General features: G+C 34.5%; 15 protein-coding genes. 5 read left to right on the forward strand and 10 right to left on the reverse strand.

All coding sequences use genetic code 11. The features are described 5' to 3' along the window. Positions 1–8: 8 nt before the first annotated feature. Together L0669_RS23425 and L0669_RS23430 are read right to left on the reverse strand one after the other, a co-directional pair. On the reverse strand, positions 9–647 hold the full coding sequence (locus tag L0669_RS23425; protein ID WP_173970628.1) for a peroxiredoxin: 639 nt from the start codon (positions 645–647) through the stop codon (positions 9–11). Between the two features lie 111 nt (positions 648–758). Then, entirely contained in the window at positions 759–1670 is a 912-nt protein-coding gene (locus tag L0669_RS23430; RefSeq protein WP_173970627.1) for an AEC family transporter, read from the reverse strand. 118 nt (positions 1671–1788) lie between these two features. Here L0669_RS23430 and L0669_RS23435 point away from each other — a divergent pair, with 118 nt between their 5' ends. The 3 genes from L0669_RS23435 to meaB all read left to right on the forward strand — a co-directional run bounded on the left by L0669_RS23435 (position 1789) and on the right by meaB (position 4153). After that, positions 1789–2196 (forward strand): Rrf2 family transcriptional regulator, encoded by a 408-nt coding sequence (locus L0669_RS23435; RefSeq protein ID WP_341849983.1) that lies wholly within the window; start codon positions 1789–1791, stop codon positions 2194–2196. Between the two features lie 57 nt (positions 2197–2253). Next, the gene (locus L0669_RS23440; RefSeq protein WP_263760332.1) at positions 2254–2895 is read left to right on the forward strand and encodes an NAD(P)-dependent oxidoreductase; all 642 of its coding nucleotides are present in this window, start codon (positions 2254–2256) and stop codon (positions 2893–2895) included. A 160-nt stretch (positions 2896–3055) separates the two neighbouring features. Continuing rightward, positions 3056–4153 (forward strand): methylmalonyl Co-A mutase-associated GTPase MeaB, encoded by a 1098-nt coding sequence (gene meaB, locus L0669_RS23445; RefSeq protein ID WP_263760337.1) that lies wholly within the window; start codon positions 3056–3058, stop codon positions 4151–4153. 128 nt (positions 4154–4281) lie between these two features. Here meaB and L0669_RS23450 read toward each other — a convergent pair whose 3' ends face one another. The 3 genes from L0669_RS23450 to L0669_RS23460 all read right to left on the reverse strand — a co-directional run bounded on the left by L0669_RS23450 (position 4282) and on the right by L0669_RS23460 (position 8074). Further along, positions 4282–6069, reverse strand: a complete 1788-nt coding sequence (locus L0669_RS23450; protein ID WP_263760339.1) for an LTA synthase family protein — start codon at positions 6067–6069, stop codon at positions 4282–4284. A 214-nt stretch (positions 6070–6283) separates the two neighbouring features. Continuing rightward, positions 6284–6511, reverse strand: coding sequence for a hypothetical protein (locus L0669_RS23455; protein WP_055095484.1), 228 nt, complete (start codon positions 6509–6511; stop codon positions 6284–6286). A 177-nt stretch (positions 6512–6688) separates the two neighbouring features. After that, complete coding sequence (locus L0669_RS23460) at positions 6689–8074, reverse strand: MATE family efflux transporter (protein WP_263760341.1); 1386 nt, start codon at positions 8072–8074, stop codon at positions 6689–6691. Positions 8075–8265: 191 nt separating this feature from the next. On the opposite strand from L0669_RS23460, the gene L0669_RS23465 reads away from it, so the two are divergent. Both L0669_RS23465 and L0669_RS23470 read left to right on the forward strand, forming a co-directional pair. After that, a complete protein-coding gene (locus tag L0669_RS23465; protein ID WP_173970622.1) occupies positions 8266–8781 on the forward strand; it encodes a hypothetical protein in 516 nt (171 codons plus the stop codon). 234 nt (positions 8782–9015) lie between these two features. Next, entirely contained in the window at positions 9016–9951 is a 936-nt protein-coding gene (locus L0669_RS23470) for a DUF6268 family outer membrane beta-barrel protein (RefSeq protein WP_263760343.1), read from the forward strand. A 2-nt stretch (positions 9952–9953) separates the two neighbouring features. Here L0669_RS23470 and L0669_RS23475 read toward each other — a convergent pair whose 3' ends face one another. The 5 genes from L0669_RS23475 to L0669_RS23495 form a co-directional block, all read right to left on the reverse strand. Beyond that, complete coding sequence (locus tag L0669_RS23475; protein ID WP_263760345.1) at positions 9954–10667, reverse strand: LytR/AlgR family response regulator transcription factor; 714 nt, start codon at positions 10665–10667, stop codon at positions 9954–9956. 349 nt (positions 10668–11016) lie between these two features. Next, positions 11017–12003 carry a sensor histidine kinase gene (locus tag L0669_RS23480; RefSeq protein ID WP_263760347.1) on the reverse strand — a complete coding sequence of 329 codons (987 nt, stop codon included), beginning with the start codon at positions 12001–12003 and terminating at the stop codon, positions 11017–11019. A 178-nt stretch (positions 12004–12181) separates the two neighbouring features. After that, positions 12182–12778 (reverse strand): porin family protein, encoded by a 597-nt coding sequence (locus L0669_RS23485; protein WP_263760349.1) that lies wholly within the window; start codon positions 12776–12778, stop codon positions 12182–12184. A gap of 334 nt (positions 12779–13112) precedes the next feature. Then, entirely contained in the window at positions 13113–14903 is a 1791-nt protein-coding gene (locus L0669_RS23490; protein ID WP_263760351.1) for a cytochrome-c peroxidase, read from the reverse strand. Positions 14904–14999: 96 nt separating this feature from the next. After that, positions 15000–16457, reverse strand: a complete 1458-nt coding sequence (locus L0669_RS23495) for a PhoX family protein (RefSeq protein WP_173970617.1) — start codon at positions 16455–16457, stop codon at positions 15000–15002. Positions 16458–16511: the final 54 nt, after the last annotated feature.

Raw genomic sequence — 16511 nt, forward strand, 5'->3', positions numbered from 1 at the left:
TTAGAAGCTTATTTATTCGGTTGCGGTGTTAGGCGCAAATAAGGTTTGATAGCCGTATGTCCTTTTGGAAATTTAGCCGGGATATCACTATCCGGAACTGCTGGCGTAATTACCACATCTTGTCCGTCTTTCCAGTTCGCCGGAGTGGCTACACTATAATCTGCTGTTAATTGCAAACTATCGATAACACGCAATAATTCGTCAAAATTTCTTCCTGTCGAAGCTGGATATGTTAAGGTTAGCTTTATCTTTTTGTCCGGACCAATAACAAAAACTGAGCGTACTGTAAATTTCTCGCTTGCATTTGGGTGCAGCATATCGTATAAAGTCGCTATTTTTTTATCTTCGTCGGCAATGATCGGGAAGTTAACGGTTGTATTTTGGGTTTCGTTGATGTCTTTTATCCATTCTTTGTGAGATTCAAGTCCATCGACACTTAAAGCAATTACTTTAGTATTTCTCTTTTTAAATTCAGGAACATAATTGGCCACTGTTCCTAATTCAGTTGTACACACAGGGGTAAAATCTGCAGGATGCGAAAATAAAACACCCCAGGAATCGCCTAACCATTCATGAAAATTGATTGGTCCTTCGGTTGTTTCTGCATGAAAATCTGGAGCAATATCTCCTAATCTTAATGTTGACATAATTATATTTTTTTAGTTCATCTAAAATTAGTCAAAAAAGGCATAAGGAAAACACGGATTTTGTAAAAAAAAGTTAAAATTCTATTTTCTCTATCGAATTAGTTACGAAAACTAAATAAAACTTACTACAAAGTACCAAATGGCGAGGGTAACAAAAGAAATTGGAATTCCAAAACCAATCATCATACTGCTTAATTTAGGCTTTAAACCATAAGTCGAAGCTAAAATTGCGCCAGTAATCATGGGTGCCATTGCCATTTCCATGATAGTAATTTTAATAGCTTCTGAATGTTGGTTGAAAATAAAAACATACAACACGAAAATGATCGAAGGCGTTATAATAAGCCTAAAGAAAAGTCCGAGTCTGAGAAATCGCCAATGCTGACTTTTTCTATTAAAGGTAAGTTGCAATCCTACTGAAAGTAATGCTAAAGGTGTTACCAAACTTCCTATTTTTAGTAAAGCTGTTTGTAGGTTTACCTCTAAATCGTATTGAAAGACATTTAATAAACACGCCACAATAAAGGTAATAAATGGCGGAAAAAATATTATTTTTTTGAAGATACTAAAAGCGTCCGGGCTTCCTTTTGAATAAAAAGCGGCTACAAAAACACCCAAAGTTGATACTACAACAAAAGTTCCCGGTTGATCGACCAGGATGGCGGTTTCTAAACCTTTTTTTCCAAATAAAGCTTCAATAATGGGATATCCCAAAAAAGATGAATTGCTTAATCCTGCAGTGAGAATCAAACAACCAATGAGTTTATTAGACCAGCCTAACCTCTTTCCTAAAAAATGAAAAAATACAAAAGCCAGTATAAAACTAATCCAGCCTGATGCTATCGGGAATAATAATTCGTTACTCCATTTTATTTTAGGAATGTGATATAAGGTAATGGCAGGAAGGCAGATATAAATTACAATCTTATTTAAAACCTTATAGATATGAGTTGGAAATTGCTTGATATGCTGCAAGATCAAACCCAAAGCGAGAAAGAAAAATATAAGTATAAAATTGTTCATATAGTTGAGTAATCACAAAAATAGGGATTTATAAATTGTTGGCGAATTTTAATTTTTAGTTAAAATCTTTTTTTATTTGGTGAAACCTAACTACATTTGTAACATATTTTATTACAGTATGATTTCAGGTAAGTTTGCCATAACGATTCACATTTTAACTTTACTTACAAAGTATCCAAATGATTATTTATCATCTGAGTACATTGCGGGAAGTATTAATTTGAATCCTGTTTTGGTTCGAAAAGAAATTGCCAATCTAAAAGCCAATCATATTGTAGAGAGCAAAGAAGGTAAAAATGGCGGAACAAAACTGGCTGTAGATCCTTCGAAAATTACATTAAAAGAAATATTTGAAATGACTTTTGAAAGTATTAACTTAGGATATGCTAAAAATACGCCGAATCCGGATTGTCCGGTTGGTAAAAAAATCAATCAAAATCTGGCCAATTTATATGCCGACATGAATCAAAAAGTAAGCGCTCAATTGCAAGAAATTTCTCTTGAAGATTTTTCGAACCAATTTTAGAACTATTTTTTTACTCAAAACTGTAACATTTTTTATTACTAATAAAAATTATATATTATGAAAATCGCAATTATTGGAGCTACAGGATTTGTGGGCTCTGCCATTTTAAACGAATTAGCAAACAGAAATCATGACATTACTGCTATTGCAAGAAACCCAAAAGACACAGCCAATGTAAACTGGAAAAGTGCTGACATCTATAATGTTGATGCTTTGGCAGAAATTCTAAAAGGAAACGATGTTGTAATCAATGCTTTTAATTCAGGTTGGACGAATCCAAACATTTACGATGATTTTATTTCAGGATCTAAAGCGATTCAGGAAGCGGTAAAAAAATCCGGTGTTAAACGTTTCATTACTATTGGTGGTGCCGGCAGTTTGTTTGTTGCTCCTGGCTTACAAGCGGTAGATACTCCTGCTTTCCCAAAAGAATATCACGCTGGTGCAACTGCAGCAAGAGATTATTTGAATATCCTGAAGGAAGAAAAAGAATTAGACTGGGCGTTTTTTAGTCCTGCTTTCGAAATGCATCAGGGCATTACAACCGGAAGAACTGGTAAATATCGTTTAGGTTTAGACAATCCGGTGTTTAATGATGAACAAAGAAGTATTCTTTCTGTAGAAGATTTAGCAGTTGTTATCGCTGACGAGGCAGAAAATGCAAAACATCACCAAGTTCGTTTTACCGCGGCTTATTAATTTTTTTTAGCCACGAATTACACGAATTTTCACTAATTAATCTTTTCTATTTTAAATGGACACGCATAACAAATTCGTGAAAATTCGTGTAATTCGTGGCAAACTTACTTTTTGAAACTGTTTTTGTTTTCTGTACTTTTACAGTACCAAAAACAATATTTTGTCAAGTTCAAAAAATCCATCAAGCAGTTTACACGAAAAAGCCGGAATTTCACCTCCTGAAATCACCAATGTGGCTGCTATCAATCAAATTAAGAAAAATAGAAGACAACAACCTTCTTCTGCCGAATTGATTGATGGAATTTTAAACGGAAACATTACTTCTCTTAGCCGTGCCATTACTTTGGTAGAAAGCACAAATCCTGAACATACCGCAAAAGCAAACGAAGTGATTAATGGATGTTTGCCTCACGCTAATAAATCGATTAGAATAGGAATTACGGGTGTTCCCGGTGTTGGAAAAAGTACTTTCATCGAAGCTTTTGGAAGTTTCCTGACACAATTAGGTAAAAAAGTCGCTGTGTTAGCTGTTGACCCTAGTAGTTCGCTTTCGCACGGAAGTATTTTAGGCGATAAAACCCGAATGGAAGAACTGGTAAAGGATGAAAATGCTTTTATCAGACCAAGTGCTTCGGGAGATACTTTGGGCGGTGTAGCCCGAAAAACCCGTGAATCGATCATTTTATGTGAAGCGGCAGGTTTTGATACTATTATTATCGAAACGGTTGGTGTTGGACAAAGTGAAACTGCAGTTCATAGTATGGTGGACTTTTTTTTATTATTGAAAATTTCCGGTGCCGGCGATGAACTTCAGGGTATAAAACGCGGTATTATGGAAATGGCCGATGCTATTGTCATCAATAAAGCTGACGGCGATAATATCAAAAAAGCGAATCAGGCAAAACTGGAATTTAACCGTGCTTTGCATTTATTTCCTCCAAAAAAATCAAACTGGCAGCCAAAAGTTACGACTTGCAGCGCCATTACAAAAGATGGTATTTCTGAAATCTGGGATACTATTTCTCAATATTTTGTACAAACAAATGAATCGGGTTTCTTTCCTGAAAAACGAAAAGAACAAAATCAGTTCTGGATGATGGAAACGATTAACGAACAATTGAAACTGAATTTCTACAATCAGCCGGAGATTATTTCGCAATTAGAACAAAACAAAAAAGCAGTGCAAAATGATGAAATTTCACCTTTTGCAGCTGCTCAGGGTTTGTTGTCCGTGTACTTTAATAAAGATGCTAAGTAGCTGAGATACTAAGATTCTAAGATTTTTCAATATTGTCAATTCGAGCGAAGTCGAGAATTCGCAAAGCATTTCGACTTCGCTCAATGTGACAAACGTTCTGAATAGAACTTAGTACCTTAGCAACTTAGTTACTTAGAACCTTTTCTAAGCTTATACTTATTCTCTTTATATAAATTTCCTGCTGTAATTACATGTGCCAAAGCGTCTTTGGCTAATTCTTCATTTAATTTTACAGGAACTAAAGTCGTATCATTTTTAATTTCGAATTGTAAAGGTTTCAAATTAGGCTGCATTATTACAACTTGATTTTCGACTCTAAAAGCATTGATATCATTAAATTGCATGATCGATCTTCCTTGTGTTTTTGGATCTAGTTTATTTAAATTTCTTCCTACCATTGGTGTTTCAAAGGGAAGTCCTAAATAACTCAACAAAGTTGGCGGAATATCGATTTGACTTGCTAATTTGCTATAAGACGTTCCTTTTGGAACTCCAGGTCCTATAATCAAAGCAGGAATATGGAACTTATTAATTGGCACTAAATTTTTACCATAAGTTCTGGTATTATGATCTGCAATTACGATGAAAATTGTGTTTTTGAAGTAAGGCTCTTTTTTCGCCATTTCAAAGAATTTCCCAATAGAAAAATCGGCATATTTCATGGCGTTATTTACCGTTGCCGGTTTTGCATCATAAGGTTTGATTCTTCCTGCAGGATATTCAAAAGGTTCATGATTCGAAGTCGAGAACATTAAAGAAAAGAACGGCTTATCGCCTTTTGCTTTAAAATAATTATTGGCTTTCGTAACCAAATCTTCATCAGAATAGCCCCAAGTTCCTTTAAAAGCGTATTTGTGTCCATCAGATTCAAAATCTTCCTGATCTACAATATCCTGAAAACCGTTTCCGTTGAAAAACGAAGCCATATTATCAAAATTCGCCATTCCTCCGTAAATAAAACTGGTGTCGTATCCTTTTTGCTTTAAGGCTTCAGCCAAAGTAAAAAATCCTTGTTGTGAGTTTCCTAACTTTACTACACTTTCTGATGGCGAAGGCAAAAATCCGGTTACAACTGCTTCGATTCCGCGAACGCTTCTTGTTCCGGTACAATACAAATTGGTAAACAATAATCCTTCTTTCGATAATTTATCAAATTCAGGCGTCAATGGTTTTCCGCCTAAAATTCCAACATACTCTGCTCCTAAACTTTCTTGTAGAAAAATAACCAGGTTATAAGGTTTCTTCACAACAGTATCTGGTTGTTGTACATGTAAAAACGGAATTTCGGCATCTGTAAAATCATTTGGTCCGGCAATCATGTATTTTTTTACTCGAGCGATTGCTTCGGCTTCATCCATTTTACCATACATCTTCGTGTTTCCTTCATTTTTAATCGAATAAGCTGCAAAAGCTACGGTATAAAATGAATTTAATCCCAAAGTATTCGTTAGCTGATCTGTTGAAAAAACAGCATTACTGGCATTGATAGGACGTTTTGAAGTAAGACTTGAACGGGCTCCAAAAAACAATAAAAAAGCAACTAATGGAAAAGCTATCAGTTTGAATTTATATTCGATACTTGTAGTATGAAAATACTTCTTGCCTTTCTTGAAAGCAAAATAAATCACAACTCCTAAAATTATAAAAGTTACAATGATCGAAGTCAGATAACTTTTTAAAAGCATTCCCACAACTTCTTTAGGATAAATAAGATAATCTAAGAAAATCTTGTTTGGTCGTGTATCGTATTGTTTCACAAAATCCGGTGAAGCCAATTCTACAAAAAGAATCAGAAACAGGAATAAAAAGCTATAAATTACCAAAAAATTATTGGTAAACTTTAGCCATTTATTGGGCAGAAAAGTAATTAAAACTGCTGGCAGAAACGACAGATAACATAATAATATTAAATCCATTCGAAGTCCGATTGGAAAAATATACCAGAAATCCGGTGTTTGTACTACCCTCTCTCTAAATATAAAAAATAAAAAGATTCTACTTAAAGTAGTAATTAGCAATCCGATTGCTATAAAATTAAAAATGGGTTTTAAATAACTTAATTTTTTCATTAGAAAGATTTAAATATTTTTTGGCTAGGGATACCTTAAAAAGAAGCGTCGAAGAGTGTCTCTACTCTTCGTAACGTTTTATTTCTCTGTCGTAAAATTCATTCGCGAGAACAATTAAACCTTCCATTTCGGCATTCAATTCTGCTTCGTCAAGATCTTCTGCTTCTTCCATAAACTCAACCTCATCGTCTTTTAAGTTGATTATGAATCTTGGGTAATCAAGGTGAATGATGAAAATATCATCTGGAAAGTCAGTATTATCTCCGAGTAAAAATTTAGGTAATTCCATATTTATTTATGTATTTGTTATTTTTATTTGCCACAGATTAAAAGGATTAAAAAGATTTTATAATCTGTATAAATCCCTGCAATTTGGCTTATTTATTTTCTACCACATCTTTACAAATTATTTTAAGAAATATTTTTAATCTGTGAAATTTGTAGCAACTTTATTCAAGCTTCAAATTTAACTATTTGAAAGTGAATTTTGGATTAATTTTTTTGTTAGGAAATGAAAGCGAATATAAAGGAAAATTGCAGCGGAAGTTAATCCGGCCAAAAGTCCTATCCATACTCCTTGTGCCTTTAATTCAGTATATTCGGCTAAATAATAAGAAATAGGAAAACCTATAATCCAATACGCCACAAACGTAATATACATTGGAACTTTTACATCTTGTAATCCGCGTAAAGCGCCAAGAACCACCACCTGAATTCCGTCAGAAATTTGAAAAACCGCTGCGATCAATAATAATTTTGATGCAATGCTGATTACTTCGCTATTGTCGAGAATTTGTCCGGTATTCTCCATATTCAAAAAGATATGAGGAAGGAAATTATGGAAAGCGACAAACAGAATCGCAAAAACAGTTTCGATGATAATAGCCAGCAAAAATATAGAACGGGCTACAACAATTAAGTTTTTAAAATCCTGCAATCCTCTCTGGTTACTTACACGAATCATCGAAGTCACGCTTAATCCCATCGCAAACATAAAAGTTAACGAAGCCAGACTCAACGCAATTTGATTGGCTGCCTGACTGGTTTTTCCAATATTACCACAAAGCCAGATTGATGCAGTAAACAATACCACTTCGAAAAGCATTTGCATCGCTGATGGAAATCCTATGCTAATAATCTTTTTTATGGTTTCTTTTTTAATCTCATCAAAACTGAAGTTTTTAAAGAAACGTTTTAAGTCATTTCTTCTCGACAACATAATGTGCATGAACATTACCAAAAATATTCTTGAGATTACGGTTCCTAAAGCTGCACCGATAATTCCCATTTTTGGAAAAATCCAGATTCCGTAAATCAACATATAATTGATACCAACGTGCAAAACATTGGCCATAATCATTGCATACATAGAATATTTTGTCAACGATAATCCATCGGCAAATTGTTTGTATCCCTGATACATAATAAGAGGAATCAACGAGAAAGCTACCCAATCAAGATATGGCTTTGCCAACGCAATAACATCAGCAGGTTGTTGTAGCAATTCCATTATTGGCTTTGCCAAAACAATTACGCCAAAAAGTACCAATCCTAAAATCGTACATAAAAACAATCCGTGATGAAAAGCCGAACGAATTTTGTTGTCATTTTTTTCAGCATCACCTTCGGCTACAATTGGAGTAATGGCTGTCGAGAAACCAATTCCTAACGACATTGCGATAAAAATCATACTGTTTCCTAACGAAACCGCGGCAAGTTCTGTACTTCCTAACTTACCTACCATGATATTATCTACAATACCTATTAAGGTATGCCCCACCATTCCTAATATAATAGGATATGCCAATCTTAAATTATACGAAAACTCTTTGGTATACTGCTTTAAATTCACTGCTACTTCTTTTTTAGTCGGCAAAGATAATCAGAAGCTTTGGATTCTTTGGTATTATAGAAAACATAAGCGAATATTAAGCTGATTTTCCACCAACCCTAATATTATATAACAATTTGTAAAAATTATATAACAAGCTCCAAAGGTCTCTCTTTTACTTTTACATTATTAATAATTCAAAAATACTAGCCATGAAAAAATTACAAATGTTATGCTTATGTGCCTTCGCTTTTTTATACGCCAATACAACTTTTGCTCAGGATAGCGAAATTAAAAATTACGATCAGGGTTTTAGATTAGGTTTTGGGGTGAATGGTGGAATACCAACTGACAATGATTACAGATGGGCACTTGGTGGAGATGTTCGTTTGCAATATGATTTGACAAAGAAAGCATCGTTGACGTTAACTACAGGTTTTACAAACTTGTTTATGAAAGATCAAAATGGAGTTGAAGTAAAAGATCTAGGATTTATTCCGGCAAAAGCTGGTTTTAAAGCATTCGTTTGGGAAGATCAATTTTATGTTATGGGTGAAGTTGGAGCAGGTTTTGCAGTTACAAACGACTATAACCAAACTACCTTTTTATGGGCGCCGGGAATTGGGTACGCCAACAAATACATTGACATTAGTGTCCGTTATGAGGACTACAATAAATTTAATACCAATCAGGTGGCTTTACGTTTAGCCTATGGTTTTAAATTATAAAAGTTAAGGTTTATTTTATTTTTTTGTTTTTGGTATAAACCCGAGAGATCGCATAGTCTCTCGGGTTTAGTTTTTTACAGCATTTTGTTTTCCTTATAAAGTAACTCTCAAGGTGTAAATCCTTTTGGGTTTATTGGTGTTTACTACCATTGGTCAAAACAAAACTGCCATTAGTCAAATGATTTTTTAAGATTGATTTGGAACGCGGTAATTCGCAGAAAAATTAATAAAATCATGAACAAAACAGTTTTTTATCTCTCACAACTTTTCCTTTTTTTATTGGCTTCTATTGCCGCAAGATCACAATCCGGAATCTCAGGAGAATTCAAAGTCGATTACGTTCCTTTTTCTAAATACGTTCGGCCAATGGACAGTACTAAAACAAATGCTGAGAGCAATTTTAAAAGAGCTCAGATCACTTTTGAAGTACCAATATCTTTAGAAATGGATCAATACAATCATCCGAAACTCTGGGCTATTTTTCTTAACGGAAGTTATGCCAAAATGCAAAACAAGAATTACGAAATTCAGGATCTTCCGGTAGAATTTCAAGGCGGATTTCCAACTGAATTACTGAACGCGCAAATTGGTGTCAAGCATTTACGTTCTATTTCTCCTTCCTGGTCTTTATTAATCATGGCTTCTGTTGGTGTTTATACCGATATGGTCGAAATTAATAAAGATGATGTGCTAATTCAGGGTGGTGTTCTTTTTATCAAACAGTTTAATCCGAATATGGCTTTAGGTCTTGGACCTATTTTAACCAATAGTTTTGGTGTTCCGATGGTGCTTCCTGGAATTTATTTTAATTGGGAATCTACAGGAGCTTTACATTTTAAAGTTGCTTTCCCGCAAAGTGCAGAAATTGGTTATAGAATGTCTGATAATTTTGATTTAAAAGCAGTTGTAGAATTAAGCGGAATGACGGCAGAAACTAAAATTGGAAATAAATCTTCGTTATTAGGCTATCAGCAAATTATTGCCGGTTTACGACCTCAGTTTAAATTTGGTGAACATTGGACTCTGGAACCTACTGCAGGAACTACACTGGTTCGTAATTTCTCTACGACGAATAGAAAAATCAAAGATATTTTTAAAGAAAAAGATATGGCCGATCCTAAATTTACGACCACATTTTACGGAGCAGTAGCTCTAAAATGGAAATTCTAGAGCTATCTGCTTAGTAAGTTTTTATAGACTACCTCTTTCAATAGCGCTTCGCGGCGTGTTCTTGAAATTGGTAGTTCTTGTCCTTTTATAAACAATCGTCCGCCGGAAACGGAATCGATATGAGTAATGTTTACCAAAAAGGATTTATGAATTCTAAAGAAAATCTCTGCCGGAAGTGTTTCTTCTAATGAAATCATGGTTTGATGAATAACAATGACTTTATCTTTAAAATGAAGTTTAGCATAATTTTGCATTCCTTCGATATATAAAATATCTACCCAGGAAATCTTCTGAAATCCTTCTTCCTGACGCACATATAAAAACGGATCTAACTGATTTTGTTTTGGAGACTGAATCATCTGATGCCATTGTCTGGCTTTTAATGATGCCTGATAAAAGCGTTGAAACGTAATTGGTTTTAGTAAATAATCTACAACTTGTAAACGATATCCGTCTAAAGCATGTTCTGAATAGGCGGTTGTAAATATCACCAATGGCGGATTATCTAATGCTTCCAGAAATTCTAATCCGGAAAGATAAGGCATGTTGATGTCAAGAAACATTAAATCGATTTGCTTTCCCTGAAGGTACGAAGTGGCTTCTAGTGCCGAGGCGCAAGTTCCTACTACTTCCAGAAAATCAATTTTAGAAATAAAGTCTACGATTCCGTTTCTTGCGATGGGTTCGTCGTCGATAACGAGGCATTTCATGTTCATAGTTTTTTTTCTTGTTTGATGTTTGCTTTTTTTTGTTTCACGCTCCCGATAGCTATCGGGATGGCAGATTTTTTTCTTTTGATTTTTAAAGCCCTATTAATCTGACAATCTGTGGCTAAAAAATTTAACCGCAAAGAGCGCGAAGATTTACGCAAAGTTCGCAAAGTTTTAATTCTTATAAAGAATGCTAAGATCACAAAGCGTTATGTTAAATTCTAGCAGATTAAAAATTCGTGTTAATTCGTGCAATTCGTGGCGAAAATAAAATCATTTTAATCCTTTAATCTGTGGCTAAAAATTTAACCGCAAAGAGCGTAATCCCGATAGCTATCGGGAGTGGCAAAAAGAATCATTTTAAATCTAAAGTTACTGTAACCGTAAAATCAGAATTGGTTTTATTGATATTAAATTGATGTTTTTCAGGATACTGAATCGCTAATCTTTTCTTTACGTTTTCTAATCCTAATCCCTGGCTTTTAGATGGAATTTTATATTGTTCGGTATATGAGTTTTCGATTCTAAAATTCAATTGATGGTTTATTTGCTCACATGATAAATGCACATATCCTTTTTCGTTTGGAAGTCGGGAAACATGTTTAAAAGCATTTTCGATCAGAGGAACCAAAAGCAATGGCACGATTTGAAGCTGTCCGTCTTCGATATTCCATTTGCTTTTTACTTCCAGTTCATTTCCCCAACGGGTTTCTTCAACAGCAATTAAATCTTTTAGATATTTAATCTCAAGATGCAATGGCACATATTCTTTATTGCATTCATACAATTGATAACGCAAAATATCCGAAAACTGAACCAATAAAGCGGAGGCCAATTGCACATTACTCTGCATTAGAATATGAATATGATTCAGAATATTAAACATCAAATGCGGATTAATCTGATCCTGCAAAATCTTGATTTGAGCTTCAAGATGCACTTGCTGTAACTGCGCATGATTTCTTTCGATGACATTATGTTCCTGATAAAATCGAAGTCCGCAAGCAGTACCGCAAATTAAAATCGCTGATGGAATGTTACCATAAAATCGTGTCCACAAAAAATGAAAAGAATCTACATCCTCGGCTTCAGGATATGCTTTTCTTCTCAAAACCGAATCTGAAAAAACAATATAAATGAATGACAGACAAAATGCCAAAAGCAGTACAACAACAACGCTTTGTAAAGCAAACCAGTTCATTTTATTTTGCTTTAGCGCTTTGGGCAGTATGACATCACTTAAAATATGCGCTAAAACGGCAGAGCAAAACAAAACTAAAACAGCCTGAATTGTGGCCGTAAAAAAATCGTAATCCTCGATCATCTGCGCCCAGATTGTCATACCTAATAAGCTCCAAAAAAAGACTAAAAATATCCAATGCCTATTTTTATAATTTGTAACCATCTCAATAATTTATAAGAAAATTTATATTCAAAATTAACCCTATATTTTTTAAACAAACAGCAAAGAACCAAAAAGATTCTTTGCTGTATATAGGATCGCGTGATAAAATGTAGGCTTACAAGAAAAAATAACCAACACCTACATTGAATGAATTAGGTTTTGAACTGAAATTTTTGTTCACATTATTTAATCCGCCCTGATAGGTAAAATCTACAGTAAATTTCCAGACCTCAACTCCTGCCCCAACCTGATATCCAATATTAGATTTATCGAATTTTCTGTACGAATCTTTTAATTGATTTAATGATGAAAAGTTTTCATCCAAAACATAAGAATAAACTCCACCAGCAAAAACTCTGACATTTAAGGCGGCAAGATCAACTACTTTGTATCCAATAACCAAAGGCACTTCGATACTTCTCCATTTTGCATTTTTAGATGCGGTTCCTGAAGTTTTATCAATTTTAGACGACTTCTCGCTATACAGGATTTCATTCTGAATATAGAATCTTTTAAAATCAAATCGAGCCACTGCACCACCAAAATAACCTACAGCGTATTTTGAACTAAAGCCATCTGACACCGGCAGTTCAGAAAAATTAGATCCTCCTTTTATACCAATATGAATAGGAAGCGGAGATTGTGCATTCATTTTAGCAACTAATCCTAATACGAAAATTGTAGTAAGCAATAATAATTTGTTCATGTTCATGATAATAGTTTTTATTAATTTGATGCAAAGGAGCACAAACCTAAAACGCTATTAAAATTAGTTTGATGAACTACATTGTTGTTTTGACCAATGGAACTATTTTATTTTTTTTGCCACGAATTTCACGAATTAGCACGAATTAATTTTTAAAAATCTGTGGGATCTGTGGCTGAAAAATTTAACCGCTAAGAACGCTAAGAATGTGCAAAGTTCGCAAAGCTTTGTATTAAACCAGCTTTGTGAACTTTGCGTTTTATAAAAATCTTATGGTAAAAAATCTTTGCGTGCTTTGCGGTAAAATAAACACGCAAAGCTAATTTCTTTACTCTATCCTCTATTTTTTATTCTCTATTTTCTCCAAATACTTCTTATCCGTCAAAGTTCTCATAAAAGCAATAAGCTGTTTTTTCTCTACATCAGATAAATTTAATTTGTCTTCCGGTAAAGTTTGGTTTGGGAGATCGAATCCTAAACCTAATCCTCCGCCTTCATTATAAAAATCAATTACCTCCTCGAGCGTTTTATAAACACCATTATGCATATACGGAGCTGTAAGCGCTATGTTTCTTATCGTAGGAGTTTTAAACGAGTATTTATGAATCGCAGCTTGTGTGATTACAAACTTGCCTAGATCTCCGTCGAGTTTTTTAGCTTTATTTGGAGTTCCTAAAATTTCACTCTCAGAGCGATCGAAATTTGGCGGAACAGTTCCGTTGGTTAACGGAATAAAATGACAAGTTGCACATTTGGCTTTGCCGGCAAATAAATTAAAACCTGCTTTTTCATCTGCTGTAAGTTGGGTTTTGTTTTGCATGTATTCGTCAAACTTAGAATCATAATGACTCAGCGAACGAATATAAGAAGCTAAAGCATTTTTAATTTCAAATTCATTAATTTCTCCTTTCGGGAAAGCCTTTTTAAAATCCTTCACATAATCACTATTCTTTTGAATCGCCAAAGCCGACTTTTCTAAAGATCCGTGCATTTCGTTTTCATTTTTAATCACCGCTACTGCCTGATCTTCAAGATAACTTACTCTTGAATCTGCAAAAAATACGCGCTGAAAAGCAATATTTGTTAATGTTGGCGTATTACGCTGAATCATTGATTTTCCGTCAAGCGAAACCGCTCTTTCTAATCCGTCTGTAAAAGCTTTTTCCGCATGATGGCATGACGCACAAGAACGTGTATTGTTTCCTGATAAAACCGGATCATTGAATAACTTTTTGCCCAGAGCAATTTTCTCCGGCGTTGTTTTATAATCCGGGAAACCTGAGAATGCTTCAGGATCAAAGGCATCTTTATCGAATAAAGTTTGAGCTGTTACTCTCAAACCTCTTTGCTCTTTCATAAACGGAATTCCCAATTCAGATTGCGTTTGGTAAATTCCTTTACTCAACGGATTTAAAACTTCTTTTATAAAATAAGCACGATCAAAAGCATTAAAATTGGTATTGGTTTGTAAATACTTTTTCCCTTTTTCTAAAACCTCAAGCACCTCTTTAGAGTTTGAAACTGATTTATTTTCAAGATAAACTTTATAATACTTTTCGATTGTTTCTAAAGCTACAAATGCTTCAGGAATTGAATTTAAAACAACAGGAGAATCAAAACCTGTAATTCCTAAAGTAATAATTCGATACACTTCTAATCGCATGGCATCAAAAACATGCGCATCGGTTAGTTCATTCGACTTCGAAACTTTTTCTAACCGAATTAAATTTGCCGTCAGCACTCCTAATTCCTGTAGTAATTCTTTTTTATTTCCTGTATCGTATTTAGGAAAAACCAATTCCTCAATAACCTGAAAACCTTCGGGTGCAACGGTTACTTTATCATTCTCTTCAAACTCAGGAATGGCCGGACCGTTGATCGATTTAGAAACTGCTGGCGAATAATACTCACTTATCATTTCTACCTTTTTATAGCTTTTATGCGCTTCCAGAAATTGTCGCTGAATTTGCGCTTCAGTAGAATCTGCTTGTACCGAATATTTTAGTTTGGCTACTTTTTCAATCAACAAAGTAATATCTGACTGAAATAATTCATTAACTTCCTGATGTTTGCTTTTTTTCTGACAAGCGACAAAGACAACCAGAAAGAACAAACAATATATTTTTTTCATGATCTAATAAAAATTAAAAAGAGGAATATTCAGAAAAACAGAAACCACTACTTCAAATAGAAATAGTGGATGACTGTTTTATAATGACTTAAAAATTTATCTCGCTAAACCTTTAAGTACTAATATTTGACTTGCCTGATTTTCTTTCGGGCGATTTGTTCCTCCATCAGGACTTAAGTATTTATCTCCAGTCCATGTATGTGGCTGAACGCTCAACATAAAAGTATCCGGAATACCTAACTGATCCGATACATCGATCAAAGCACCATATTCCCAATCTCCAAATTTAGAAGTTCCGCCTACGTTATATTTCGCAGCATCAGTCGCTGTACGACGGTGGTCTAATTCTACCACAACTTTCAAAGCTTTTGTAGCAATATTGTATTGGTAGATGTAAGCATCGTGAGTTTCATCACCATATCCGTTAGCATCTTCCTGAACGTAAACGTAGTTTTTAGTTACACAAATGTTATCCGGATTCTGAAATTTACCTGCAATTCCAGAACGGTTATCTCCGTCAAGAATAACTTCAAGAGTTCCTTTTAATGGGTCAGCAGCATCCAGGTTTAATTTGTAAACTCTACCGTATTTAGTTCTAGAACCATCAGCATTTGTTCCTGTTGTATTTTGTCCTGTTACGTTAAAATACAATTCACGATCAGCAGCATCACCACCTTTACGGTAATCTAAATCTTCTACACGACCAAATTTAATCGCTTTTAGAGTATTTACTGATGCATTGATTTGCGCACCTGTAAGCGTTGTATGATTGTCGATTTTTACAAAAGAAACTGGGTATGATTTATTAACCTCAATATCTTTTTCTCTTTGGTTATCATCGTTTCTTTTTAGCATGTACAAAGAACCACTAGTTAAATCCCCTACAGCATTCGATACATACATAAAAACCTGACCTCCGTAAGTTCCAGAATCGTCATCACCAATAACAACTACCGTTTTCCCTTTGTAGGCAGATGTACGTAATGGTAAAGCATTCTCAGCACTTAAGCGACCAAAACCAGATAATTCTTTAGATACAGATGCAGAACCTACACTTCCGTAAGGATCTAATGCATGCGTGCGAGATTCTTCTCCAGACTCTCCACAAGTTAAATAAACCGGTCCAAAACCATGCTCTTCTTTTGTAGCCATAGTTGCACCACATAATCTCCATGTTCCTCCACTAGAGTTCAACAAATATTCTCCTTTAGTAGGTTTAAATGTTTTGTCAAGTGTAATTCTGGAAACAGCAAAATTGTCCTCGTTGTTTACCAAAAAAGTAAAAGTTCCGTCAGTGTTTTTCAATAAACCTGAACCATCGGCAGAACCTCCAAAAACAAATTTAGGACTGTCCGGAAATACATCATCTGAACTAAAAAGAGAATAGATTTTCAAACTCTCAAAACCTGCCTGTGCCTTCAATAAACTTGGCGTTACAGATTGATCCTTCAATACAACACTTGTTGGTGTTTCAGTTTCGTCTTTAGAGTCGTTATCATTACAAGATGCAATCAACGAACCCAAGATAACCAGGGGTAGAATAATTCTTTTCATTAGCTAAAAATTGGTTTTATTTTTTTTACAAAGTAAACCCCTACTCTTTAACTT

The sequence above is a fragment of the Flavobacterium bizetiae genome, assembly GCF_024271895.1.
In the GTDB taxonomy this organism is placed as follows: domain Bacteria; phylum Bacteroidota; class Bacteroidia; order Flavobacteriales; family Flavobacteriaceae; genus Flavobacterium; species Flavobacterium bizetiae.

Coding starts and splice junctions, on each gene's coding strand:
- L0669_RS23425 (WP_173970628.1), bottom strand. CDS start 647: ATGTCAACATTAAGATTAGGAGATATTGCTCCAGATTTTCATGCAGAA.
- L0669_RS23430 (WP_173970627.1), bottom strand. CDS start 1,670: ATGAACAATTTTATACTTATATTTTTCTTTCTCGCTTTGGGTTTGATC.
- L0669_RS23435 (WP_341849983.1), top strand. CDS start 1,789: ATGATTTCAGGTAAGTTTGCCATAACGATTCACATTTTAACTTTACTT.
- L0669_RS23440 (WP_263760332.1), top strand. CDS start 2,254: ATGAAAATCGCAATTATTGGAGCTACAGGATTTGTGGGCTCTGCCATT.
- L0669_RS23450 (WP_263760339.1), bottom strand. CDS start 6,069: ATGGATTTAATATTATTATGTTATCTGTCGTTTCTGCCAGCAGTTTTA.
- L0669_RS23455 (WP_055095484.1), bottom strand. CDS start 6,511: ATGGAATTACCTAAATTTTTACTCGGAGATAATACTGACTTTCCAGAT.
- L0669_RS23465 (WP_173970622.1), top strand. CDS start 8,266: ATGAAAAAATTACAAATGTTATGCTTATGTGCCTTCGCTTTTTTATAC.
- L0669_RS23470 (WP_263760343.1), top strand. CDS start 9,016: ATGAACAAAACAGTTTTTTATCTCTCACAACTTTTCCTTTTTTTATTG.
- L0669_RS23475 (WP_263760345.1), bottom strand. CDS start 10,667: ATGAACATGAAATGCCTCGTTATCGACGACGAACCCATCGCAAGAAAC.
- L0669_RS23480 (WP_263760347.1), bottom strand. CDS start 12,003: ATGACAATCTGGGCGCAGATGATCGAGGATTACGATTTTTTTACGGCC.
- L0669_RS23485 (WP_263760349.1), bottom strand. CDS start 12,778: ATGAACATGAACAAATTATTATTGCTTACTACAATTTTCGTATTAGGA.
- L0669_RS23490 (WP_263760351.1), bottom strand. CDS start 14,903: ATGAAAAAAATATATTGTTTGTTCTTTCTGGTTGTCTTTGTCGCTTGT.
- L0669_RS23495 (WP_173970617.1), bottom strand. CDS start 16,457: ATGAAAAGAATTATTCTACCCCTGGTTATCTTGGGTTCGTTGATTGCA.